The organism is Massilia scottii (assembly GCF_030846495.1).
Taxonomy (GTDB): domain Bacteria; phylum Pseudomonadota; class Gammaproteobacteria; order Burkholderiales; family Burkholderiaceae_D; genus Telluria_A; species Telluria_A violaceinigra.
This window is the reverse complement of record NZ_JAVCWM010000003.1, coordinates 128,597-152,899: the sequence shown is the minus strand read 5'-3', so window position 1 is coordinate 152,899 and position 24,303 is coordinate 128,597. Positions and strand designations below refer to the sequence as shown.

The 24,303-nt window shown below is 64.2% G+C and carries 21 protein-coding genes; 11 read left to right on the top strand and 10 right to left on the bottom strand.

Translation table 11 applies throughout. The annotated features are described in order from the left end of the window. Positions 1-47: 47 nt before the first annotated feature. From RBA41_RS04855 to RBA41_RS04845, 3 genes are read right to left on the bottom strand one after another with little or no spacing between them, the layout of a single operon-like run. Complete coding sequence (locus RBA41_RS04855) at positions 48-998, bottom strand: hypothetical protein (protein WP_306621600.1); 951 nt, start codon at positions 996-998, stop codon at positions 48-50. Further along, positions 995-2,704, bottom strand: a complete 1,710-nt coding sequence (locus tag RBA41_RS04850; protein ID WP_306621598.1) for a molecular chaperone HscC — start codon at positions 2,702-2,704, stop codon at positions 995-997. Before RBA41_RS04850 ends, RBA41_RS04855 begins: the two co-directional genes overlap by 4 nt. 44 nt (positions 2,705-2,748) lie before the next feature. Beyond that, on the bottom strand, positions 2,749-4,746 hold the full coding sequence (locus tag RBA41_RS04845) for a DNA topoisomerase IV subunit B (RefSeq protein ID WP_306621596.1): 1,998 nt from the start codon (positions 4,744-4,746) through the stop codon (positions 2,749-2,751). A gap of 291 nt (positions 4,747-5,037) precedes the next feature. Here RBA41_RS04845 and RBA41_RS04840 point away from each other — a divergent pair, with 291 nt between their 5' ends. Both RBA41_RS04840 and RBA41_RS04835 read left to right on the top strand, forming a co-directional pair. Next, positions 5,038-5,733, top strand: a complete 696-nt coding sequence (locus RBA41_RS04840) for a response regulator (protein WP_306621594.1) — start codon at positions 5,038-5,040, stop codon at positions 5,731-5,733. Positions 5,734-5,802: 69 nt separating this feature from the next. Further along, the gene (locus RBA41_RS04835; protein WP_306621592.1) at positions 5,803-6,810 is read left to right on the top strand and encodes a gamma-glutamyl-gamma-aminobutyrate hydrolase family protein; all 1,008 of its coding nucleotides are present in this window, start codon (positions 5,803-5,805) and stop codon (positions 6,808-6,810) included. Positions 6,811-6,864: 54 nt separating this feature from the next. Here RBA41_RS04835 and RBA41_RS04830 read toward each other — a convergent pair whose 3' ends face one another. The 5 genes from RBA41_RS04830 to RBA41_RS04810 all read right to left on the bottom strand — a co-directional run bounded on the left by RBA41_RS04830 (position 6,865) and on the right by RBA41_RS04810 (position 11,942). Next, on the bottom strand, positions 6,865-7,986 hold the full coding sequence (locus tag RBA41_RS04830; protein WP_099875159.1) for a YbdK family carboxylate-amine ligase: 1,122 nt from the start codon (positions 7,984-7,986) through the stop codon (positions 6,865-6,867). 1 nt (position 7,987) lies between these two features. Next, the gene (locus RBA41_RS04825) at positions 7,988-9,163 is read right to left on the bottom strand and encodes a cation:proton antiporter (protein ID WP_306621589.1); all 1,176 of its coding nucleotides are present in this window, start codon (positions 9,161-9,163) and stop codon (positions 7,988-7,990) included. 141 nt (positions 9,164-9,304) lie between these two features. Beyond that, positions 9,305-10,474: a vWA domain-containing protein gene (locus tag RBA41_RS04820; protein WP_306621587.1), complete on the bottom strand. Its 1,170-nt coding sequence runs from the start codon at positions 10,472-10,474 to the stop codon at positions 9,305-9,307. Then, a complete protein-coding gene (locus RBA41_RS04815; RefSeq protein WP_306621585.1) occupies positions 10,468-11,076 on the bottom strand; it encodes a GNAT family N-acetyltransferase in 609 nt (202 codons plus the stop codon). Before RBA41_RS04815 ends, RBA41_RS04820 begins: the two co-directional genes overlap by 7 nt. After that, a complete protein-coding gene (locus RBA41_RS04810) occupies positions 11,076-11,942 on the bottom strand; it encodes an AAA family ATPase (protein WP_306621583.1) in 867 nt (288 codons plus the stop codon). Before RBA41_RS04810 ends, RBA41_RS04815 begins: the two co-directional genes overlap by 1 nt. A 176-nt stretch (positions 11,943-12,118) precedes the next feature. Here RBA41_RS04810 and RBA41_RS04805 point away from each other — a divergent pair, with 176 nt between their 5' ends. From RBA41_RS04805 to RBA41_RS04785, 5 genes are all read left to right on the top strand, one after another. Continuing rightward, on the top strand, positions 12,119-12,436 hold the full coding sequence (locus tag RBA41_RS04805; RefSeq protein ID WP_099875163.1) for a c-type cytochrome: 318 nt from the start codon (positions 12,119-12,121) through the stop codon (positions 12,434-12,436). Between the two features lie 10 nt (positions 12,437-12,446). Beyond that, positions 12,447-12,788, top strand: a complete 342-nt coding sequence (locus tag RBA41_RS04800; protein ID WP_099875164.1) for a c-type cytochrome — start codon at positions 12,447-12,449, stop codon at positions 12,786-12,788. A 112-nt stretch (positions 12,789-12,900) separates the two neighbouring features. Further along, on the top strand, positions 12,901-14,421 hold the full coding sequence (locus RBA41_RS04795; RefSeq protein ID WP_306621580.1) for a SulP family inorganic anion transporter: 1,521 nt from the start codon (positions 12,901-12,903) through the stop codon (positions 14,419-14,421). A 4-nt stretch (positions 14,422-14,425) separates the two neighbouring features. Further along, a complete protein-coding gene (locus RBA41_RS04790) occupies positions 14,426-15,583 on the top strand; it encodes a helix-turn-helix domain-containing protein (protein ID WP_306621579.1) in 1,158 nt (385 codons plus the stop codon). Positions 15,584-15,633: 50 nt separating this feature from the next. Next, positions 15,634-17,109: an amidohydrolase family protein gene (locus RBA41_RS04785; RefSeq protein WP_306621577.1), complete on the top strand. Its 1,476-nt coding sequence runs from the start codon at positions 15,634-15,636 to the stop codon at positions 17,107-17,109. Positions 17,110-17,207: 98 nt separating this feature from the next. On the opposite strand, the gene RBA41_RS04780 is transcribed toward RBA41_RS04785, so the two are convergent. Next, positions 17,208-17,633 carry a DUF1841 family protein gene (locus tag RBA41_RS04780; RefSeq protein WP_306621575.1) on the bottom strand — a complete coding sequence of 142 codons (426 nt, stop codon included), beginning with the start codon at positions 17,631-17,633 and terminating at the stop codon, positions 17,208-17,210. 185 nt (positions 17,634-17,818) lie between these two features. Then, positions 17,819-18,427, bottom strand: a complete 609-nt coding sequence (locus tag RBA41_RS04775; protein WP_306621573.1) for an RNA pyrophosphohydrolase — start codon at positions 18,425-18,427, stop codon at positions 17,819-17,821. 203 nt (positions 18,428-18,630) lie between these two features. Here RBA41_RS04775 and RBA41_RS04770 point away from each other — a divergent pair, with 203 nt between their 5' ends. The 4 genes from RBA41_RS04770 to RBA41_RS04755 all read left to right on the top strand — a co-directional run bounded on the left by RBA41_RS04770 (position 18,631) and on the right by RBA41_RS04755 (position 24,193). Next, positions 18,631-20,364 (top strand): proline--tRNA ligase, encoded by a 1,734-nt coding sequence (locus tag RBA41_RS04770; protein ID WP_306621571.1) that lies wholly within the window; start codon positions 18,631-18,633, stop codon positions 20,362-20,364. 11 nt (positions 20,365-20,375) lie between these two features. Then, the gene (locus RBA41_RS04765; RefSeq protein ID WP_374709492.1) at positions 20,376-20,981 is read left to right on the top strand and encodes a lytic transglycosylase domain-containing protein; all 606 of its coding nucleotides are present in this window, start codon (positions 20,376-20,378) and stop codon (positions 20,979-20,981) included. A gap of 354 nt (positions 20,982-21,335) precedes the next feature. Next, complete coding sequence (locus RBA41_RS04760) at positions 21,336-22,769, top strand: alkaline phosphatase (RefSeq protein WP_306621569.1); 1,434 nt, start codon at positions 21,336-21,338, stop codon at positions 22,767-22,769. A 26-nt stretch (positions 22,770-22,795) separates the two neighbouring features. Next, positions 22,796-24,193, top strand: coding sequence for an alkaline phosphatase (locus RBA41_RS04755; protein WP_306621567.1), 1,398 nt, complete (start codon positions 22,796-22,798; stop codon positions 24,191-24,193). Positions 24,194-24,303 lie beyond the last annotated feature (110 nt).

Here is a 24,303-nt window from a genome sequence, read left to right as displayed (position 1 = left end):
TTTGTTTGGGGCGCGATGGTCGATCCGGCGCGCTGCAAGGGCGGCGCTCAGCGCGACCATCCCCTGCCGTGGACGATGGCTTCCCACCGTTCGACGATATCGGCATCGAGCCTGAGGTCGAGCATCTCGCCATGGTAGCAGTGGACATGTTCAAGCAGTTCGCGCATGCGCTCCGTGAACGCGGCATCGGGATACCTGCCGATGACGCCGCGCGGGTCGCCGTCGAGCAGCGCCCGTACCACCTCGTCCTGCAGGGCCAGCTGGCAAAAGTGCGCGTACGAGCGCTGGGCGCGCAGGCGTGCCAGCATCATGCCTGTTTCGTCGGGCATCTGGCGGCCCATGAAGCTGGCATCGTCGGCCCAGCCGAAGTGCACGGCCATCGCTTCGCGGAAGTCGTCCTCGCAGCCTTCGCCGGCGCAGTACTGGACCGCGCATTCCTCGAAGCAGTCGCGCACCTCGATATTGAGCAGCTCCTCGCCGGCGAACAGCTGTTCGAGCCGCTCGCGCGTGTTGCGGTGCGCGCGCGTCAGGAATGCGGCCCAGATGCGGCGCGCTTCCATCACGGGCGACTCGGGTCCGGCCCCGGTTCCGGTCCCGGGAATGGGCACTGGCAAGGGCGGCGGCAGGCGATATTGCTCGGGTTCGGGCTGCGGCAGCGACGGATCGAATTCATAAAAGGCGGTGTAGACGGGGACGTCCTGCGGCGCTTCCTCGCGCGCCGGCGCCGCATCCGGGTCGAATTCGTAGGCCGCCATATAGACCTGCGGCTCATACTCCGGCTCCGGCTCCGGCTCGCGCGGTGCCGGTTCCTGGTCCGGCCAGTCCATGTCATGCGCCTGGCGCGCCAGCTGCAGCGCGGCCTGGTAGGCGTCGTTGAGGATCTGGAAGGCGGCCGGATCGTCTTCCGGACGGGTCACCTTCAGCTTGGCCGCGTAGGCGCGCTTGATGGCGCGCTCGTCGCGGCTGGCCTTCATTCCCAGCACGCTCCAGACATTCATAGGAAGGAACTCCCGCCCAGCTCACGCATGACCTGCGTCAGCGTCTCGTGCGCGCGCCGCATGGCCGATGGCTGCTGCGAGTTCAGTACCGCCGTGAAGGCCGCGATATGCTGCGCCAGGTATTCGCGCTCGTGGCCCAGCAACTGTTCGTAGAGGCGGTCGGCCTGCGCCACCAGGGTGCGGTTTTCGATCTTGTCGCGCGGGTGGATTTTCAGTTCGCTCAGTTCGGCCAGGCGCTTTGCCACTTCGGCCTGGGTCATCACGCCGGCGTTCTCGGTGATGACCAGGGTATGCTTTTCCTGGGTCGGCAGCACCGTGATCTCCGCTTCGAGCACGCCGCTGATATCGTAGGTGAAGCGCACGTCGGCGCTTATTTCGCCGGCCCGTTTCGACTCGATCGGGAAATTGAGCTTGCCGAGGAAGACGTTGTCCGACACCCGGCGCGACTCGCCCTGGTACACGTGCACCACCAGTTCCTTCTGGTAGTCGTTGATGGTGGTGATATTTTCCACGCGCGAGACCGGCACCGTCGAATTGCGCTCGATGATCGGCAGGTAGTGGCCGCCTTCGTATTTGTTCGGGCCGACTTCGCGCGCCACCGAAATGCCGAGCGAGTAGGGCGCCACGTCGGTCATCACCACTTCAGAGAGAGCGGCGTCGCGCGCCATCAGGCCCGCCTGCACCGCGGCGCCGAGGGCGATCGCCTGATCGGGATCGAGGCTGATCGACGGGAAGCGCCCGAACATGCGCGCGGCCAGCTTGCGCACCAGCGGCATGCGGGTGGCGCCGCCGGCCAGCACCACCGTATCGAGTTCGGATGCCTTGATGGTGGCGTCGCGCAGCGCGCGTTCGACCGGGGTGCGCAGGCGGGCGATCAGGTGGTCGCACAGCAGCACGAACAAGTCCTCGGTCAGCTCCCAGCTGTATTCCTGGCCGCCCAACTGGTAGGCCATGCGCGTGCTCAGGCTGTCGGACAGGGCGCGCTTGGCGCGTTCGGCTTCCGCGCGCAGGCGCTGGCGCTGGGTGCCGGTCAGCTCGGTGCCGTCCAGGGCCTTGGCCATGCCGCTGCGCGAGAGGAAGGCGTCCACCAGTACGGTCACAAAATCTTCGCCGCCGAGGAAGTTGTCGCCGGCGGTCGCGCGCACCTCCATCACGCCCTCGAACAGTTCGAGGATGGAGACGTCGAAGGTGCCGCCGCCCAGGTCGAAGACGAGGAATTTGGTTTCGCGCCTGGTGTCCTGGATGCCGTAGGCCAGCGCCGCGGCGGTCGGTTCGTTGAGCAGGCGCTCGACGCGCAGCCCGGCCAGCTGGCCGGCCACCCGGGTCGCCTTGCGCTGGGCGTCGCTGAAGTAGGCCGGCACGGTGATGATGGCTTCCTCGACCTTTTCGCCGAGCCAGACTTCGGCGTCTTCCTTGAGCGCGCGCAGCACCATCGACGACAGCTCCTCGGGGCGGAACTTGCGCGCCCCGAGCTGGGTTTCGCGCTCGCTGCCCATGTAGCGCTTGAACATGGCCGCCGTCATGTGGGGATGGGTCTGCAGGCGCGCGCGCGCCGCTTCGCCGGTCAGCACGGTGCCGTCATCATCCATGCCGACGCAGGACGGCGTGAGAAAGCTGCCCAGTGCGTTCGGGATGAGATGCGCCTTGCCGTCGCGCCACACCGCCGCGAGACTGTTGGTGGTGCCGAGGTCGATTCCGATAATCATGGTTCAGTGTCCGCTAACTGTTGTTCAACACGCAAAAAATTGAATCAGATGTCGGCTTCGGTTTCGTTGCCGTGCTCTTCGATCCAGGCGCGGCGGGCGGCGGCTTCGCCTTTGCCCATCAGCATGTTGAAGCGCGCCGACGCGTCGACGTGGCTGAAGTCGCCCAGCGATACCGGCAGCAAACGCCGCGTGTCCGGGTTCATCGTGGTTTCCCACAGTTGTTCCGCGTTCATCTCGCCGAGGCCCTTGAAGCGCGAAATGCTCCAGCTGCCTTCCTTCAAGCCTTCCTTGAGCAGCTTGTCCTGGATCGCCACCAGTTCGCCATCGTCGAGCGCGTACAGCTTCTGGATCGGCTTCTTGCCGCGCGCCGGGGCGTCGACCCGGTACAGCGGCGGGCGCGCCACGCAAATGTGGCCGGGCGCGAACAGGGCCGGGAAGTGCTTGAAGAACAAAGTGAGCAGCAGTACCTGGATGTGCGAGCCGTCCACGTCCGCATCCGAGAGGATGCAGATCTTGCCGTAGCGCAGGCCCGACAGGTCGGGCGTGTCGCCGACGCTGTGCGGGTCGACCCCGATCGCCACCGCGATGTCGTGGATTTCATTGTTGGCGAACAGGCGGTCGCGGTCGGTTTCCCAGGAGTTGAGCACCTTGCCGCGCAGCGGCAGGATGGCCTGGAATTCCTTGTCGCGCCCCATCTTGGCCGAGCCGCCCGCCGAGTCGCCCTCGACCAGGAACAGTTCGTTGCGGGCGATGTCGCTCGATTCGCAATCGGTCAGCTTGCCTGGCAGCACTGCCACGCCGGACGATTTTTTCTTTTCGACTTTTTGCAGCGAACGCAGGCGCGACTGGGCCTGGCGGATCACCAGTTCGGCCAGCTTGCGGCCGTATTCGACGTGCTGGTTGAGCCACAGTTCGAGCGGCGGCTTGGCGAAGGTCGATACCAGCCGCACCGCATCGCGCGAGTTGAGGCGTTCCTTGATCTGGCCCTGGAACTGCGGGTCGAGCACTTTGGCCGACAGCACGAAGGACACGCGCGCGAACACGTCTTCCGGCAGCAGCTTCACGCCTTTCGGCAGCAGCGAGTGCATTTCGACGAAGCTTTTGACCGCGCCATACAGGCCGTCGCGCAGGCCCGATTCGTGGGTGCCGCCGTTCGAGGTGGGAATCAGGTTGACGTACGATTCGCGCACGACCGCGCCTTCTTCGGTCCATGCCACCACCCAGGCCGCGCCTTCGCCTTCGGCAAAGCCGTCGGTTTCGCCGTTCGAGTACTGGGCGCCTTCGAAGACGGGAATCAGGGTCTCGCCGCTGGTGCCTTGCGCCAGCATTTCATTGAGGTAGCCGCGCAGGCCTTCGTCGTACTTCCAGGTCGTCACGTCGCCGGTTTTGGCGAGGGTGAGGGTGACCGTCACGCCGGGCAGCAGCACGGCCTTGGAGCGCAGCAGGCGTTGCAGCTCGACCTGCGAGATCGCGGGCGAGTCGAAATACTTGGGGTTCGGCCAGGCGGTCACGCGGGTGCCGCTCTTCTTGCCGTCGCGCGGGGCCGGGATCGACGCCAGCGGCTCGATCACTTCGCCGTCGGCAAACGTCATCTTGTGCAGGCCGTTGCCGTTGTCTTCCTTGCGCCAGACCGTGATTTCCAGGCGCGAGGAGAGCGCATTGGTGACCGATACGCCGACCCCGTGCAGGCCGCCCGAGAAGGCATAGGCGCCGCCCGACCCCTTGTCGAACTTGCCGCCCGCGTGCAGGCGCGTAAAGACGATTTCCACCGTCGGCACGTTTTCTTCGGGATGCAGGCCGACCGGAATGCCGCGGCCGTCGTCTTCGACCGTGATCGAGCCGTCCACATTGACCGTCACGCCGATGTTCCTGCAATGCCCGCCCAGCGCTTCATCGGAGGCGTTGTCGATCACTTCCTGGATGATGTGCAGCGGATTTTCCGTGCGGGTGTACATGCCCGGACGCTGTTTGACGGGTTCGAGTCCCTTGAGGACCCGGATGGAGGATTCGCTGTAGTCGGATGCAGGTTTTTTGGTGGCCATGTCTAAGTTCTTTATGCGGATGCCTGCGCATTCTATCTTGTCGGACGGAAAAGGAGATAAATTGACTTGGATGAATGTGCTTGCCAGCCCGGGCGATTGTGGTTAGATTTGTACGCACACCAAGAAGTGTGTATAAAAACATTCCATAAGTTAGAAAAAATGCAATCAAAGAGGCAGTTACTCAGTGTTCGCCTGTTGGGCTTTCCTTCCGGCGAGGGAGCCGAGCTGGGAACAGCGCTGGCGCATCCCCCGCGCGACGGGCCGTCGTATTCTTGCTTGCTGGGCGATAGTTTGCAAGAACCGGACCTGGTTATTGCCAATGGCGACGATCTAAGCGCGCTGGCCGCCTTGCTGGCGTGGCAGCCGGACCTGACCCGTCCCGCCCTGGTGATCGGCTCGGCCGGGATGGAGTTTCCCTGCGCACAGCTGGCACGTCCGCTCGACATGTTCCAGATGTTCAAGCTGCTCACCGACATGGCGCGCAAACGCGTCGACGCGCTCACCGGCATGCTGGCGCCCGAGGCGCCGCCCGTGCACGAGCGGCGGCGCCGCATTCGCCTCGATCTCGACACCACCGATCCGGCCGAGTTCGTGAAGATGCGGCGCCACGCGCCCAACGGCGCGGTGCTGATCGTCGACAAGCGCGGGGCGCTGCGCGACCATGTGGCGCGGCTGCTGTCGGCGCACCAGGTGTCGGTGGAGTGGACCGAGAGCGCGGCGGCGGCCGTGCGCCTGTGCGCGGAGACGCCGGTATCGGTGGTGATGATCAATACCTCGACCCCCGGCATCGATCCGTATGCGCTGTGCAGCGAGATCAAACAGCAGGAACGTGCCGATCGCATCGCCGTGGTGCTGCTGGTGAACCAGGCCTCCGGCTACGACACGGCGCGTGCGCGCACGGCCGGCGTACGCGGGCTGCTCGACAAGCCGATGGCCGACCGCCACCTGGTGGCGGCACTCAAAAAGCTGCTGTCGCTGCCGCCCTGATGACGCGGCGGTCACAATTTTGTTACAACTTTGAATCGTGCGCTTGCATGGGAGCGCTATATTTAAGGCATGCCCGATACCGACAAGCTCTTGCCACCCATTGCTGTTCCCGATCCTGTTCCTGTTCCGGAGTCCGACCAGGAGAAGGATGGCGGCGCTCATGCCCCGCGCGTCCCCGACCGCCGCGCCGATGCGCTGCCGCGCTACCAGAAAGACAGCGACACGCCGCTGGCGCTGGCGCGCCGCGTGCTGGCCTCGCGCTGGCGCAACCTGCGCGAACGGATCGGGCGCGATTTCATGCGCCGCACCCTGCGCATTGGCGTATCGGCGCGGATTTTTCATCCGGAGCCCGGGTCGACGGGACTGCGCAGCAAGAACCTGCAGTATCTGGAGGAGTCGATCGCGCAGTGGGTCATGTCGCGCGATGTGCTGGTGTTTATGATCCCGACGGTCAATACCAACGGGCTTCTTCATCCGAGTAACATCACCTTGCGCCACTATGCGCGCCATCTGGACGGGCTGGTGCTGCAGGGCGGGGCCGACGTGTCGCCGCAGACGTATTCGGAAACGCCGACCCGGCCCGAGTGGAGCGGCGACCGCGCGCGCGACGTGTACGAGCTCGAACTGCTGCATGAATTCGTCGACGCCGGCAAGCCGGTGCTGGGCATTTGCCGCGGCTGCCAGTTGATCAACGTGGCGTTCGGGGGCACCTTGTACCAGGACGTGGCGACCAATGTGCCGGCGGCGCACGCGCACGTGCACAGCGATTACGACGCGCACCGGCACAAGGTGATTTTCCCGTCCGGGTCCTCGCTCGGGCGCATGTTCCCGGATGTGCGCCGGCCGGTGGTCAATTCGATTCACCACCAGGCGGTCAAGGACCTGGGGCGCGATGTCCTGGTCGAGGCGATGTCGGACCCGGATGGCATCATCGAAGCGATTCGCTATCAGCGCGCCAATTTTGTCATGGGATTGCAGTGGCACCCGGAGTTTCACCGGGCCGGCGGGGTGGATCTTTTGGATTGCACGCCGATTCTCGATGAATTCTTGCGGGCGGCGCGCGAGACGCGGCTCTGACTGCGGGCCGGTCCCTATCGTCGCCCCCGCGCCTTGGCGCGGGAACGACGACAGTTAGCGCTTCCCCCTGAACCGCCGGATCGCCGCATTCACCATCCCCTCCGCGCTCCCCTGTTCCTCATACTGCCGGCGTAAATACGTCGCGTCGCTGGCCTCCTGCGCCGCCGTCGACAAATGCCGCAGCGCGCCCAGGCTCCCGAGCGCCTCGCCATGCGGCTCCATCTTGCGTAGCGTCGTCAGGATATCCTCGCGCAGCGACATGGTTTCGTAGGTCTTGGGGTGCGTAATCGCCCCATCGAGCCCGAAACGGCACGCCTGGAAGCGGTTGAAGTTGTACACCAGGTAGTCATCCTCCACCGGCGGCTCCTCGCGCCGCTCCAGCAGATGCCGGCACAAGGCCTGCAGATACCCGGCCAGCGCCGCCGCCCGTTCCACCGTCAGCGGCGTGTCGCACACGCGCAGCTCGATGGTCCCGTACTCCGGCTTGGGCCGCACGTCCCAGTAAAAATCCTTCATGCTCTTGATGATGCCGGTGCCTTCCATCTTCGCGAAATACACATTCGCAAATTCGTCCCAGCTCAATGTGAACGGCGCGCGTCCGCTCATCGGAAACGCAAACACGGAATTGAGACGCGCCGAATCGAACAGGCTGTCGTGCCCCTGCACGAACGGCGACGACGCCGACAGCGCAATAAAGTGCGGAATGTACCGGTTCAGCGAGTGCAGCAAGAACATCGCATCGTCGCCCGAGGCGCAGCCGATGTGCACGTGCTGGCCGAACACCGTGAACTGCTTGGCCAGGTAGCCGTACAGCGACGACAGTTCCTGGAAGCGCTGCTTGGCGTAGATTTTCTGCTCCGACCAGTGCTGGAACGGATGCGTGCCGCCCCCGCACAAACCGATATTGAGGCGGTCGCCCGCCGCCACCAGGATGTCGCGGATCTCCAGCAGTTCGGCCAGCAGCGGCAGGTGGCTCGAATGCACGCTCGAATTAATCTCGATCATGCTCTCTGCGATTTCGGGCGTGACATTGCCCGGGAACGGCTTTTGCGCCAGCAGGTGCAGCAGGTCGGGGCTGGCGGCGGTCAGGTCGAAGTCCGACAGGCTGACTAATTGCAGCTCCAGTTCGACGCCAAAGGTCAGTGCCTTGGAAGTGGCAAACGGTTCAAGCGCCATCTCAGGCCTCCGTGGTTTCGCGGGCCCAGATCAGGGCGCGCTGGATGATGATGGGGCCAAATACTTCGAGCAGCATGGTCACCGCGGCCATCGAGCGCAGTTCCTGTATGTCGATCCCGCGCAAGCGCGCATGCTCAAGCAGCAAAATCACGAACACCGATACGGGCGCGAGCGCGAGGCCCGTCAGCGCGCCCTTGCGCCAGGAGATGCCGGACAGCTGCGAGAATATCGTCACGCCCAGCGTCTTGGTGGCCAGGCGTACGATCACCACCGTCACGGCCAGCGTGCCGCCGGCGATCACTTCGCGCCATTCCAGGGTCGATGCGGCATACACGAACAGCAGCACGGTGAGCAGCTCGCCGAGCGCGCCGAAGTTGCGCTGCGCCTGGCTGAAGGCCACGCGCCGGTGCCGCGCCGTCAGGCCGAAGGCGAGCGTGGCCACCACTGGCGAGAGGTGCGTGGTGTAGGTGATCGAGACGAGCAGGATGACGGCCAGCGCAAAACCGACCGTGGCGTCCTGCGCCAGGTTGCCCAGGTGGCGCAGCAGCGCCGGCACCGCCACGCCGAACACGGCGCCGACCACGCCCGACATCAGCAGCGCGACCAGGCTGTTGATCGTGGCGTCGCCGATGTCGGACGAACTGTGAAAGATCCAGAAGCCGACGATGACGTTAAACGTAAACACCGACAGCACGCAGTTGATCGCGGACAGGTGCAGTACCCGTTCGGTAACCTGGCCGGAGCTGCGCTGTTCATTGATGATGCGCACCACCGTGGCGGGCGAGGTGGACATGGCCAGCGAGGCGAGCATCAGCGCGGTCATGGTGGTGACGCCGAACCACATGGCGACGAAGTAGACGGCGACAAAGGTGCCCAGCGCTTCGACCAGCGCGGCCATGCCGAACCAGGGATTGGTGCGCAGCCAGCGCAGGTTGATGCGGTAGCCCAGTTCGAACAGAATCAGGCCGAAGGCGATATCGGCCATCACCAGCACAGGGCCGGCGCCCGACGGCGGCAGCACGCCGATCTGGGTGCTGGCCAGGGCGAAGCCGACGATGCCGTAGAAACTGATGCGCGGCAGGCCGGTCCAGCGCTTGCCGAATTCGCCGGCCAGCCATGCGAGACAGATCGCAACGGGCCAGGCGAGATTGGTGAGAATCGTCAGCAGATCGGGCATGTATTCCTTTCGTTCCATCGGGTCGATGGGTGCGCCAAGATTCTACAAGACCGTGCCGCGCGCACGATTCCGTATAACGAAAAATGTTAGCCAAATCACAATCATGCGACTTGGGTAGCGCCGCAAAGACTGGCGCGCGCCTTATTTACTCAGGGTGCGCATGGCGCGCTCGAGGCCTTCGATCGTCAGCGGGAACATGCGGTGGCTCACAATCTGGCGGATCACGGAGATCGACTGGCGGTACTGCCACACGCCTTCCGGCTCCGGATTGAGCCAGGCGAATTTGGGGAACGCATTGCAAAAGCGCGCCAGCCAGGCGGCGCCGGCTTCTTCGTTGTTGTATTCGACCGAGCCGCCCGGATTCAGCACTTCATAGGGGCTCATGGTGGCGTCGCCGACGAAAATGAGCTTGGTGTCGGCCGGGTACTTGCGCAGGATGTCCCAGGTCGGAAAGCGCTCGGCGTTGCGGCGCCGGTTGTTCTTCCACAGGTAGTCGTAGACGCAGTTATGGAAGTAGAAGAATTCCATGTTCTTGAATTCGGTCTTCGCCGCCGAGAACAGCTCTTCGGTGCGTTCGATATGATCGTCCATCGAGCCGCCCACATCGAGCAGCATCAGCACCTTGACCTTGTTGCGGCGCTCCGGCCGCATCCTGATATCGAGGTAGCCGGCGTTGTTGGCGGTGGCGTGGATGGTGGCGTCGAGCGCCAGTTCGTCTTCGGCGCCTTCGCGCGCGAACTTGCGCAGGCGCCGCAGCGCGACCTTGATGTTGCGCGTGCCCAGTTCGCGTTCGGCGTCATAGTCGCGGTAGGCGCGCTGCTCCCACACCTTGACCGCGGTGCGCTTGCCGCCCGTGCCGCCGATGCGCACGCCCTCCGGATTGGTGCCGCCGTTCCCGAACGGCGAGGTGCCGCCGGTGCCGATCCACTTGCTGCCGCCTTCGTGGCGCTCCTTCTGTTCCTTGAGCAGTTCGTTCAGGCGGTCCATCAGCTTGTCGTAGCCGAATTTTTCGAGCTGGCGTTTCTGTTCGTCCGACAGTTCGCGCTCCATGCGCTTGACCAGCCAGTCGAGCGGAATGGCGGCATTCGTCTCGAAAGCGGCGTTGATGCCCTTGAAGTACTGGGCAAAGGCGCGGTCGAACTTGTCGTAGTGCGCTTCGTCCTTGACCAGCGTGAGGCGCGATACATAATAGAAGTCGTCCATCGAGGCGCCGACGACGTTGCTCTCCATCGCTTCGAGCAGCGTGAGGAATTCCTTGATCGTGACCGGGATCTTGGCGTCCTTGAGCGAAAAGAAGAAGTCGATCAGCACCTTATGCTCTCCCCCCTCGCCCCCGCCCGCTGCAGCTGGTAGTGCAGCTGCGATTTGATTTCGGGCCATTCGCCGCGCAGGATGCTGTACATGACCGTGTCGCGCACGGTGCCGTCGCGCCGCGGGGCGCTGTGGCGGATCACGCCATCCTTCCTGGCGCCGAGGCGCTCGATGGCGGCCTGCGAGGCGTGATTGAAGTTATCGGTGCGCAGGCCCACCACCGCGCAGCCCAGCGTATCGAAGGCGTGCGAGAGCAGCAGCAATTTGCAGCTGGTGTTGACGTGGCTGCGCTGGCGGCTTTTGGCGTACCAGGTCCAGCCGATTTCCACGCGGTCGATCTTGGGCACGATGTCGTGGTAGCTGGTGGTGCCCATCACGGCGCCGCTGGAGGCGTCGATCACGGCGAACGCCAGCCGGTCGGACATGTCGAGCGCATGGCGGATGTACTGCTCCACGTCCTGCGGTTCCGGCACCGAAGTGACGCGGATGTTCCACAGTTCGCCGTCGCTGGCGGCCGCACGCAGGCCGTCGGCGTGCGCGAGCGACAGCGGCTCGAGGCGCACACCGTTGAATTCGAGGGTGAGGGCGTCGACCTGGATCATCAGCGGTTGGTCCGCGACATATACACCAGGCGCTCGAACAGGTGCACGTCCTGCTCGTTCTTGAGCAGGGCGCCGTGCAGCGGCGGCACGATGGCCTTGGCGTCCTGGCTGCGCAGCGCTTCGGCCGGGATGTCTTCGGCCAGCAGCAGCTTGAGCCAGTCGAGAAATTCGGAGGTCGAGGGCTTTTTCTTCAGGCCCGGCACGTCGCGCACTTCATAGAAGCTTTGCAGCGCCTGCGCCAGCAGGTCCTGTTTCAAGGTCGGGTAGTGCACCTTGACGATCTGCTCCATCGTGTCCTTGTCGGGGAATTTGATGTAATGGAAGAAGCAGCGCCGCAAAAACGCGTCCGGCAGCTCCTTTTCATTGTTCGAGGTGATGATGACCAGGGGGCGGTGCCTGGCCACGACCATTTCGCGCGTCTCGTAGACGTAGAATTCCATGCGGTCAAGTTCGCGCAGCAGGTCGTTGGGGAACTCGATGTCGGCCTTGTCGATTTCGTCGATCAGCAGCACCACCGGCTCGGGCGCGGTAAAGGCTTGCCACAGCACGCCCTTGACGATGTAGTTGTGGATGTCGCGCACACGCTCGTCGCCGAGCTGGGAGTCGCGCAAGCGCGACACCGCGTCGTACTCGTACAGGCCTTGCTGCGCCTTGGTGGTGGACTTGATATGCCACTGCATCAGCGGCATGTTCAGCGCGGCGGCGACTTCTTCGGCCAGCATGGTTTTGCCGGTACCCGGCTCGCCCTTGATCAGCAGGGGACGCTGCAAGGTGAGGGCGGCGTTGACCGCCAGTTTCAGGTCGGCGGTGGCGACGTAACTGTCCGAACCCTGGAAGCGGTGCGCCTGCGAATGCGATGCGTGCATGTGCGTGTATGGTCAAAAGTGGAATTATTTCGAGTATAAGCCAGAACCGGAAGGGTGGCACTGCAACACAGTGAAAGTGGACGGGGCACTTCACTTCGGTTAAAATCTCAGGTTGATAGTGCAAAACATAATAATTTTGCACGTGCGATACCCGATTATCACTTACCCTCGCCACCATGAAAAAATTCATCGCACTCCTCGTGCTCGCCTGCGTCGCGAACGTGTCCGCCGCAGCGGACATCGTTGGAAACGCCAAGGCTGCAAAAGTTGAACAATGTATCGGCTGCCACGGCATCCCCGGTTACAAAGCGACTTTCCCTGAAGTCTATTCGGTGCCGATGATTGGCGGCCAGTCGGCCAAGTACATCGAAAACGCGCTGATCGCTTACAAGAAGGGCGAGCGCAAGCACCCGTCGATGCGTGGTATCGCCGGCAGCATGTCCGACCAGGACATCGCCGACGCCGCTGCCTACTATTCGCAGCAGAAAAAATAAGGACAGAGCCATGAAAAAACTGATTATCGCCCTGTTCTGCGGCGCTGTTTCCCTGAGCGCCACCGCCGGCGGCAACATCGCCAACGGCGAAGCCCTGGTCAAGAAGCGCACTTGCGCAACCTGCCATGGCGCCGACTTCAACAAGCCGACCGACCCGAGCTACCCACGCCTGGCTGGCCAGCACGCCGACTACCTCAAGCACGCGCTGGTTGCCTACAAGCGTGGCGATGGTCCGAACGGCCGTAACAATCCGATCATGGGCGCCTTCGTCAAGGACCTGTCCAACCAGGACATGGCCGACATCGCCGCTTACCTGCACAGCCTTCCTTCGGACCTGGTGCTGAAGCGCTAAACCGCTCCAGGCAATACGGACGCTGTCATAAGGCGCCTTCCATCTTCTCCTCGCCGGGAAGGTGGAAGGCGCCTTGTTTTTGTCCCCCTGTTTTTTCGTTCACGGAGCCCCCTTGCCGACTTTATCGCCCCAGTACCTCAAGACCAACCTGCTCAGCGGCCTGACCGTGGCCCTGGCCATGGTGCCGGAGGCGATCGCGTTCGCGCTGGTGGCGCATGTGTCGCCGCTGACCGGTTTGTACGCCGCCTTCATGGTGTCGCTGATCACGTCGGCCATCGGCGGGCGCCCGGGCATGATTTCGGGCGCGACCGGCGCGCTGGCCGTGGTGATGGTGGCGCTGGTGGTCTCGCATGGCGTCGAATACCTGTTCGCCACGGTGGTGCTGATGGGGGTGCTGCAGCTGCTGTTCGCCGCCGCCCGGCTGGGTAAATTCATCCGCATGGTGCCGTATCCGGTGATGCTCGGTTTCGTCAACGGCCTGGCGATGGTGATCTTCATGGCGCAGTTCGGCCACTTCAGGCTGACGGGGCCCGACGGCGTGCAGCACTGGATGGTGGGTGCCCCACTGTATACAATGCTCGCCCTGGCGGCGCTGACCATGGCCGTGATCTACCTGCTGCCGCGCGTGACGCGCGCCATTCCCTCGACCCTGGCCGGCATTTTGCTGGTGTCGGTGCTGGTGGCGGCCTTCGGCATCGATACCAGGACGGTGGGCGACCTGGCCTCGATCAAGGGCGGCCTGCCGGCCTTTCACCTGCCCGATGTGCCTCTTGATTGGGCGACCCTGCGCATCATCTTCCCGTATGCGCTGGTGCTCGCCGCCGTCGGATTGATCGAATCGCTGCTCACGCTCACGCTGATTGACGACATCACCGACACGCGCGGCCAGCCCAATCGCGAAAGCATGGCCCAGGGCGTGGCCAATGTGGTCACGGGCCTGTTTGGCGGCATGGGAGGCTGCGCCATGATCGGCCAGAGCATGATCAATGTGAATAGCGGTGCCACCGGGCGCCTGTCGGGCATCGCCACCGCCGTGTTCCTGCTCTCGTTCATCCTGTTCGCGTCCGAATGGATCGAGCGCATTCCGCTGGCCGCCCTGATCGGGGTCATGTTCGTGGTGTGCCAGAAGACCTTCGCCTGGGGCAGTTTCCGCCTGTTCGGCAAGGTGCCGCGCGCCGATATCGCGGTCGGCCTGCTGGTGGCGGTGCTCACCTTGATCTTCGACCTGGCCATTGCGGTTGTCGCCGGCGTGATCGTCTCGGCGCTGGCGTTCGCGTGGGAGCACGCCAAGCGGATCCGCGTCAGCATCCATGTCAACCCGCAGGGCGCGCGCGTGTACGCACTGGAAGGCACCCTGTTTTTTGCCTCGGTTGCGCAATTTAACCAGCTGTTCGCGCCAAAGGACGATCCGCAGGACGTGGTGATCGACTTTGAGCGCGCGCGCGTGGTCGACCATTCGGCGATCCAGGCCATCGACGCACTGGCGCTGCGCTACCGCGAGGCCGGCAAGCACCTGCACCTGCGCCACCTGAGCCCCGACTGCCGCGAACTGCTGGAAAACGCGCGCGACATGATCGAGGTGAACCTGGCCGAGGATCCGCGCTACCGCATCGCCGACGACAAACTGGCCTGAGTCCATGACGCAGAGCGCGCTCTCCATACTCCTGCTGCTGGCCATGGGGCAGGGCGTGTTTTTGGCGATTGCCCTGCTGGCGGCGCGCCAGGCCGAGCTGCGCGGGGCCAACCGGCTGCTCGCCGCCCTGCTGCTGGGGAGCGTGGCCGTCATCGGCCATGCTTGGCTGGGCATCAACCGCCTGTATACAACGTATCCGCACAGCGCCCTGGCGATTGCCACCATCGGCTTGCTGAGCGGGCCGCTGCTGTATTTATATCTGCGCAGCGCCCTGACCGGGCAGCGCCTGCGCGCGCGCGACTGGCTCCATGGGGCACCATTTTTGCTGGCGACGGCCGCCATGCTGCCGTTTTACCTGCAAAGCGCGGCGGCCAAGCTGGCGTGGATGCAGAGCCGCCCGGTGCTGCCGTGGTATGTCGGCCTGTCCGTGCTCGTGAAAACGCTGCTGTTCATCTGGTATGTCGTGGCCTGCTACCGCCTGATGCGCGGCGCGGCAAACGGCCCGCTGGCGGCCGGCCTGGCACGCCTGACCAAGATCTGGGTGCTTGGCGCGGCCGGCAGCGTGGCCGCCTTCGGCATTGAATTTCTCGACATGGCGCTGCCGCTGTCGTCGGATGCGCTGGGCGCCATCGCGCTGGCCTGTTTTGTGTATGCGACCGCGTTCCTGGCGATCCGCCTGCCGCTCGGCTACCGCGCGCACTTACCGGCGCCCGCCACCTTGCCTGAGCCGGCGCCGCGCTATGCCAACAAGCGCCTGTCGGAGCCGGACCGCGCCAGCTTTCTCGACGCACTGAAACGGTGCATGGAAGTCGACCAGGTTTACCGCAATGGCGAGCTGACCCTGGACGAACTGGCCGCGCTGCTGGCCATGACGCCGCACGAACTGTCACAGCTGATTAACGATGCCTGCGGCGTCAACCTGCAGGAATACCTGAACCGCTACCGGGTCGACGCGCTCAAACTGGCGCTGCATGCGCCCGACCAGGCCAGCGTCAGCATCCTCGACCTGGCGCTCGCGTGTGGCTTTAACAGCAAGACCACCCTGAACCGCGCGTTCAAGAAGCAGACCGGCCTGACCCCGTCCGAATTTCGTCGCGGCGCGGCTGGCGCGGGCCTGGAAACAGGTGCCGAATCATCATCTGGGACGACTCCCCCGGGCTAAATCGTGAAAATGGGTCCATTCGCCCCTTCACTCACAGCCTCGGAGTTTTCATGAAACGTACCCTGTTGTCGGCCTGCCTGGCCACCCTGATGTTGTGCAGCCCGGCCCTCGGCGCCGACCGGATCTGGATTTCCAACGTCAAACTGGTCTCTCCCGAAAAGCTCGACCGCATCGAAACGGGCAGTGTGCTGATCGACGGCGGGCGCATCGCCCGGGTTGACCGCGGGCCATCGACGGCCGCGCCGGGCGGCGCCAAGGTCGTCGACGGCAAGGGTTACTACCTCACGCCGGGCCTGATCGACTCCCATGTGCACCTGCACGTCGTGCCGGGAATGAGCATGGAGCAGGGCGCGTCCGGCGACAGCCTGGCGCAAAACTACTTCCGCCAGATGCCGCGTTCCTTCCTGTATCACGGCTTTACCACCGTGATCGACCTGGCGGTGTCGGATTACGGCGTGATCGACCGCTTCCGCAAGGAGCCGCTGCATCCGGACGTATTCCACTGCGGCGAAGCGCTGGTGCTGGCCAACGGCTATCCGATGTCGTTCTTTACCCCCGAAACGCGCTTCCGGAGCTTCGGTAACTATCTGTTCGATCCGGCCATGCCGACCGCGGTGCCGGCCCAATTCGCGCCATCGGCCCACACCGTGGCGGCGGGCGTGGCGCGCGTGGACAAGGCCGGCGGCATCTGCGTGAAGACCCACTTCGAGCGCGGTTTCGGCAAGGATCGCAACCTGCCGGTGATGAGCGGCGCCAAATTTGCCGAAGTGCGCGCCGCCGTGACGCAGGCGGGCAAGGTGCTGGTCACGCATGCCAATTCGTTCGAGGCGCAGTCGTTCGCGGTGGCCGGCCGTGCCGACGTGCTGGCGCACGGCATGTGGCACTGGGGTGCGCTGAACGGCCAGGCCGGCCTGCCGAACGACATCAAGGCGCTGCTCGACAGGATCGCCGACCAGCGCACCGGTTTTCAGCCGACCATGCAGGTGCTGTACGGACTGCGCGCCTATGTGGAGCCGGGCTACCTGAACGATCCGGCGCTGCGCAAGGTGGTCCCGGCTTCGCTGCTGGCCTGGTTTTCCACGCCTGAAGGGCAGTGGTTCAAGCCCGAAGTGACCGATGGGGAGGATGACGCGGCCGTCATGCAGGGCATGGAAGGACCGCTGCGGCGCCAGCGCGCCGTGGTGGCCTACCTGGCCAGCCGCGACGCCAATTTCGTGTTCGGCTCGGACACGCCATCGTCGCCGACGTACGGCAACCTGCCCGGCCTGAACGGCTACCGCGAGATGCAGCAGCTGCACGCGGCCGGCATGTCGCTGGTGCAGATCTTCAAGGCGGCCACCATCAACAATGCGCGCACCTTCAGGCTCGATGCCGAACTTGGGTCGATTGAAGTGGGCAAGGCGGCCAACCTGCTGCTGATGAAAACCTCGCCGCTGGACGACGTGAGCGCGTATGACAGCGTGGTGACGGTGTGGGTGCGCGGACAGCAGACGGCGAGGGAGGCGCTGGCGGCCGACTATAAATAGGATCAGTCGGGCCGCGTTATTCGCTCAGCGAAGTAACCGTGAAACCGTCATTCCCGCCGAGTGCCGCCTTGGCGCGGGAATGACGGTTTTGGGCTGAATCACGCGCAGCGCGCGCGGACGCACTCGACGTAGGCGACGCTGTCGGGCGGCACGCCGTTGCGCTGCGAGGTCCAGATCATCTGGCCCAGGCACTCCATGATTTCGTGATGGGCGTCGTGCGCGCCGAGGCGCAGGGTCAGCGCATTGCAGGCGGCGCGGATGCCTGGCGGCTGGTCGATCGACACCTGCTCGGCGATCGACAGGTGCATCGACAGGTGCAGGAAGGGATTGGCCTGGCCGCCCTCGACCGAGTAGTCGCGCGCCAGGGCCGCCTCGGCGTCGGACAGCACATCGGCGTATTCGGGGTGCTGGACGATCCAGTCGGCGGCGATGGCGTCCATCGGGCTGAGAATCTCGCCGCTGCGCTGCTTGCGGTAGGCTTCGCAGAAAAAACGGCGCACATCGTCGGAAGAAGGGGTGAACATGGTTGGCGGGGCAGTCAAATGAGGTAGGCCGCATTGTACCGCCATCGCCGCGCCGCCGTCCCGGACGGCCAGGGCGCCGGCGACGGGCAGGGCTGGGATACTAACGCGTCAACTTGCCTGATGTGCAACTTCGAGGGCGAAAAAACGGCGCCGTGAAGCGCCGTCGGGTGTGTCGGGTCCTTCTGCTATTCCTTGCTCGGCACCAATACCAGCTGCGGTTCCGGAGCGCAGGGCTGTTCCGGTGCCGGCTGGCGCGGCGCGTGCGGCTGGCGCAGGTAACGGGCCGTGTGGCGCCGTTCGTGCGTATGGCCGCCGTTGGCCGGCCAGGTCAGGAAACGCGATAACTCCTGCAGGGCGCGCTGGTAGACATCGCGCTTGAACTCGATGACCACATCGAGCGGCACCCAGTAATCGTGCCAGCGCCAGGCGTCGAACTCCGGATGGTCGGTCAGGCGCAGGTTGACGTCGTTATCGCGCGCACACATGCGCAACAGGAACCAGATCTGCTTTTGCCCCCGGTAGTGGCCGCGAATCTCGCGCTTGATAAAATGGTCGGGCACTTCATAGCGCAGCCAGTCGCGGGTGCGTCCCACAATCTTCACATGCTCCTGGCGCAACCCAATTTCTTCCTCCAGTTCGCGATACATTGCCTGTTCCGGTGTCTCACCGTATTTAATGCCCCCTTGCGGGAACTGCCACGAGTGCTCGCGCACCCGCTTGCCCCACCACACCTCGTTATGGGCGTTCAGCAGGATGATGCCGACGTTGGGCCGGAACCCTTCACGGTCGAGCATAGTGCACCTCGAAACTTTCTGCCAGCGCGCGCCTTCTTACATATTTACCCACAAATTCTGGCCCCCGCCAGGCTTTCGGGGTACGAAAACGGCGGGAACCGCGTCAAACGGGCCCATTTGTATAAAGATTGGACGCATCAGCCAGCTAATCCTTTAAAATTAGGTTGATTATAACCCTCTCTTTTTAAAAAGAATTCACCGATATGCGTGCCTCCCGTTTTTTTATTTCAACTTTAAAAGAAGCACCGTCCGACGCTGAAATCGTCAGTCACCAGCTGATGATGCGCGCAGGAATGATCAAGCGCCTCGGCTCCGGCATCTACACTTACATGCCGACCGGCTTGCGCGTGATCCGCAAGGTCGAAGCGATTATCCGTGAAGAAATGAACAAGGCGGGCGGCATCGAAATGCTGATGCCGCTCGTGCAGCCAGCCGAGCTGTGGCAGGAAACCGGCCGCTGGGAAAAGATGGGGCCGGAACTGATGCGCGTGAAAGACCGTCACGGCCGCGAGTACGCGATCCAGCCGACCTCGGAAGAAGTCATCACCGACGTGGTGCGCTCCGAAATCAAGTCCTACCGCCAGCTGCCGCTCAATTTTTATCACATCCAGACCAAGTTCCGCGACGAGCGCCGTCCGCGTTTTGGCCTCATGCGCGGGCGTGAATTCACGATGAAGGACGCCTACTCGTTCGACCGCGACGAAGCGAGCATGAAGGTCTCGTACAAGATCATGTACGACGCCTACACGGCGATTTTCAACCGCTTCGGCTTGAAATTCCGCGCGGTGGCGGCCGACAACGGCGCCATCGGCGGCTCCGGCTCGCACGAATTCCACGTCATCGCCAGCACCGGCGAAGACGCCATCGTCTACTGCCCGACGTCCGACTACGCGGCCAACATGGAAGCGGCCGAAGCGCTGCCGCTGGCCGCCGCACGCGCCGCCGCCAGTGCGCCCCTGACCAGGACCGCCACGCCAGGCGCCACCAAATGCGAAACCGTGGCCGAGCTGCTCAAGCTGCCGCTGTCGCAGACCGTCAAGACCATCGCCCTGACGGTGGAAAAGGAAGTCGCCGGCAAGCTGGTGCTGGAAAACTGGATGCTGCTGCTGCGCGGCGACCATGAACTGAACGAAATCAAGGTCGGCAAGGTTGCTGGCCTGGCCGCGCACCGCTTCGCCACCGAAGCCGAAATCCTGGCCTGCTACGGCAGCATTCCCGGCTACCTGGGCCCGATCGGCACCAGGCAGCCGGTCACCATCGTGGCCGACCGCACGGTCGCCAACATGGCCGATTTCGTCTGCGGCGCCAACGAAGAAGGCTTCCACTACACGGGCGCCAACTGGGTGCGCGACCTGCCGGAAGCGCTTGTCGCCGACCTGCGCAACGTCGTCGAAGGCGACGCTTCGCCGGACGGCAAGGGCGTGCTGGCGATCGAGCGCGGCATCGAAGTCGGCCACGTGTTCCAGCTCGGGACCAGCTACTCCGAGAGCATGAAAGCTACTTTTCTGGACGAAAACGGCAAACCTGCGCCGCTGCAGATGGGCTGCTACGGGATTGGCGTGACGCGCATCCTGGGCGCGGCGATCGAGCAGAATTTCGACGACAAGGGCATCATCTGGCCGGCCGCGATCGCGCCGTTCGAAGTGGTTCTGTGCCCGATGGGGATGGACCGCAGCGAAATGGTCAAGGCCGAAGTCGAGAGCCTGTATGCGGCGCTGCAGGCGGCGGGCGTGGACGTGATCGTCGACGACCGCGGGCTGCGTCCGGGCGCCATGTTCGCCGACTGGGAACTGATCGGCGTGCCGCACCGCGTGGTGATCGGCGAGCGTGGCCTGAAGGAAGGCAACCTCGAATACCAGGGACGGCGCGATGCCGAGGCGACCGCCGTGCCGGTGGCCGGCATGGTCGAATTCATCAAAGGCAAATTGAGCCAGTGAGCGCTTCGGTCATGGTGAATACGCTGGCACAGATGGTGCTGGCGGCCGGGCTGCTGTGTTCCTGGGCTGCGTGGGCGGGCAACCAGAAAGAGGAAGCGATGGCCGACTCGGTGCGGCTGGCGCTGTCGAACGCGATCAAGGACACGCGTCCGCCGCAGCCGGTGTTTCGCGACGAGGCGGGGCGGGCGCGTTACCAGCAATGGCTCGCGGCGATGTCGGACCGGCTCAAGCGCAAGCTGCCGGACGACCAGGTGCGGCTCGAATTCCTGCAATCGGTCTGGTACGAATCGAACCGTGCCGGGCTCGATACGGGCTTGGTGCTGGGGCTGATCCAAGTCGAATCGGCGTACCGCAAGTACGCCGTGTCGATGGTGGGCGCGCGCGGGTACATGCAGGTGATGCCATTCTGGACCAATGCGATCGGCGACAGCGACCGCAGCAAGCTGTTCCACATGCAAACGAACCTGCGCTACGGCTGCTCGATCTTGCGCATGTACATCGACATCGAAAATGGCAATCTGTATCTGGCGCTGGGCCGCTACAACGGCAGCCGCGGCAAGCCCGCCTACCCCAACGCGGTGCTCGCCGCCTGGGAAAAGTGGAAATTTCCTATCTAAAAATGCGGCAGACCCCCACAACCGGGGTCAGACCTCTGATTCGAAATTCATTGCACACCGGCGGCTGGCGTATCGCTGCGAGCCCCGGTATGCCTGTCCGCAATTCGTAAAGGACTGCCTATCTTGAATCGCAGCAGCCGTCGCACGGGAAATATTTCGAATCGGAGGTCTGACCCCGGTTAGGAAACTATTGAAGCTCCGGAACTATTTCGAATCAGAGGTCTGACCCCGGTTAGGAAACTATTTGCTTAGGCAACTATCGAATTGTGCAGGTGAATAGCTGCTGAAGTCCGGCACCACGCCAACTGCTGGCGGTGTAGACTGCTTTTTTTCTCAGAGCTCACGAAAGTGCACATGCGATTGACTCTTCTTGCCGCAGCGTCCGCGCTGGCGGTCTTGTCGGGATGCGCCAGCGTCCAGCCGCCGTCCCAGGCCACCACCCACGCGCCAGCCAAAAACATCATCTTCTTGCTCGGCGATGGCATGGGCATCAATACCCTGACCGCCGCCCGTATTTATGCCGTTGGCGAAGAGGGCGACCTGACCCTCGACACCCTGCCCGAATCGGCGTTCATCAAGACCTTTTCCAACGACGCCCAGGTCACCGACAGTGCCGCGTCCATGTCGGCCTATATGACCGGCGTGAAGGTCAATAACAATGTGCTGTCGATGAGCACCGATACGCTTGCCGCCGCTCCCGCCACTGACGCCGCCGGCAACAAGCTGGCCGGCCGCTGCAACAGCGGCCGCCCCGTCGCCACCCTGGCCGAACTGGCCAAACAGCGCGGCATGTCGGTCGGCGTCGTCACCACCACCCGCGTCACCGATGCCACGCCGGGCGCGGTCTTCTCGCACGTGTGCCATCGCGGCATGGAGAACGATATCGCCGCCGCCCTCGTTCCCGGCGGCGCCGGCTACAACGCGGCCCTCGGCGCGCGCGGGCTCGATGTACTGCTCGGCGGCGGCAGCGCCCATTTCACCACCACGGCCAAGGGCGGCAAGCGCAGCGACGGGCGCGATCTGCTGGCCGAACTGGCCGCGCAGGGTGTTCGCTCGGTCGGCGACAGCGCCCAGCTCAAGGCGGTCGACACCACTTCCAGCGCGCCGCTGGTCGGCCTGTTCGCCCCGCACGACATGAGCTTCGATTCGATGCGCGATGCGGCCAGGGAACCAGGCCTGCCCGAGATGGCCGGCAAGGCCATCGGCATCCTGGCGAATAATCCGAAAGGCTTCTTCCTGGTCGTCGAGGGCGGCATGATCGACCTGGCCCTGCATAATTCGAACGCGCGTCGCGCCCTGCAGGAGACGGTCGTTTTCGACAATACCCTCAAGGCGGCCATCGCGCAGATGCGCACCATCGATCCGGACCTGAAAAACACGCTGATCGTGGCCACCGCCGACCACGATCATTCGCTGCTCCTGAACGGCTACGCGCGCCGCACCGGCAAGACCACGCCGTCCGAGCCGGGCGTGCTGGGACTGATGCGCCGCGTCGATAACAACGAGGTCAAGCTCGATGCCGATGGCGCGCCGTTTACCATCATCGGTTTCGGCAGCGGCGAAAAACGGGTGCAGGGCAGCCGCGGCGCGGTCCCGCACCTGACCAGCGCCCAGGTGAGCGCCGACGATTACCGCCAGGAGGCGGTGGTGCGCACCGAGCCCGGTTACGAGACCCACAGCGGCACCGACGTGTACCTGGGCGCCATCGGCGCCGGTGCCGGGCGCTTCGGCGGCACCATCGATAACACCCGCGTGTTTGAACTGATCAAGGCGGCCGCCGGCTGGTAAGCCGCGCCCCATTTATGAGACCTACCATGACGCCATCCCGCTTTCCCGTGCTTCTGCTGGCCGCTTCGTGCGCGCTGGCGCCTTCCGTCGCTGCCGCGGCATCGCCCGATGCCGCGCCGGCCGCGAAAAATATCATCTTCTTCCTCGGCGACGGCATGGGCCCGACCACCATCACCGCCGCGCGCATCCACCGCTACAAGGAAGAGGGCTTGCTGCATTTCGAGCGGATGGAGCGCTCGGCGCGCATCAAGACGTACTCGAACGATGCCCAGACCACCGACAGCGCACCGTCGATGGGGGCGTACATGACCGGCATCAAGATCAACAACGATGTGATCTCGATGGCCGACGCCAAGCCGTTCGGCCCCAGGAAGGACGCCAACGGCAATGCCAGCATCGATGCCTGCCCGCCTGGCAACGGGCGCGCGGCCGCCACCATCCTCGAATTGGCCAAGGCCGGCGGCAAGTCGGTGGGCGCGATCACGACCACGGAGCTGACCCACGCCACGCCGGCATCGACCTTTTCGCATGTGTGCGACCGCGACATGGCCTATCAGATCGCGGCGCAGGTGGTGCCGGGCGGCGCCGGCTACAACCCGGCGTTGAAGGATGGCGTCGATGTGCTGATGGGCGGCGGACGCAATCACTTCACGCCGTTCGACGCGGCGCGCAATCCGGCGGGCCGCGCCGACGGGCGCGACATGATGGCCGAATTCGCGGCGCGCGGCTATACGGTGGCGGCCAATGCAAGCCAGATGCAGGCCGCGCCAAAGGGGAGGAAATTCGTCGGCATCTACAGCGATGTAAGCCACCTCGATTACGCCCTGGCCCGGCGCGCCGGCCAGCCGGCGCTGGCGCAGATGACGTCCAAGGCGATCGACCTGCTTGCCGCCAACCCCAAGGGGTTTTTCCTGATGGTCGAAGGCGGCAAGATCGATCACGCGCTGCACGACACCAACGTGAAGAATGCGCTGGCCGAGACGATCGACTTCGACGACGCCATCAAGACCGCGCTCGACAAGATGGAGGCGCTCGATCCGGGCCTGCGCAATACGCTGCTGGTGGTCACCGCGGACCACGACCACACGATCGTGATGAACGGCTACGCCAGGCGCGGTAACCCGATCCTCGATATCGTGCGCAATGTGGGCGATGGCGCAGCGGCGCGCGATGCCGATGGCAAGACCTACACGGCGCTGGTGTTCGGCAATGGCCCGAACCGTTCCCATCAGCGGGCCGACGTCGACAGCGCGCAAGCGCTGGCCGACGGCTACCATCAGGAAACCGGCGTGCGCCTGACCGGCGAGACCCATGGCGGGGGCGACGTGAAGCTGTTCGCCACCGGCGCGGGGGCGGGCGTGTTCAAGGGGACGATGGAAAATACCAAGGTGTTCCATCTGATGAAAGCAGCCTTCGGTTTCTGAGTTTCATGTTTGCGGTAGTGCGATTTTGCAGTACAGCCCCGTTGGCCACAGCGGGGCTGATGCGTTTGGAGCAGTTCGGAATTGTGGGGGTTCGAAAAAATTGGTAAATT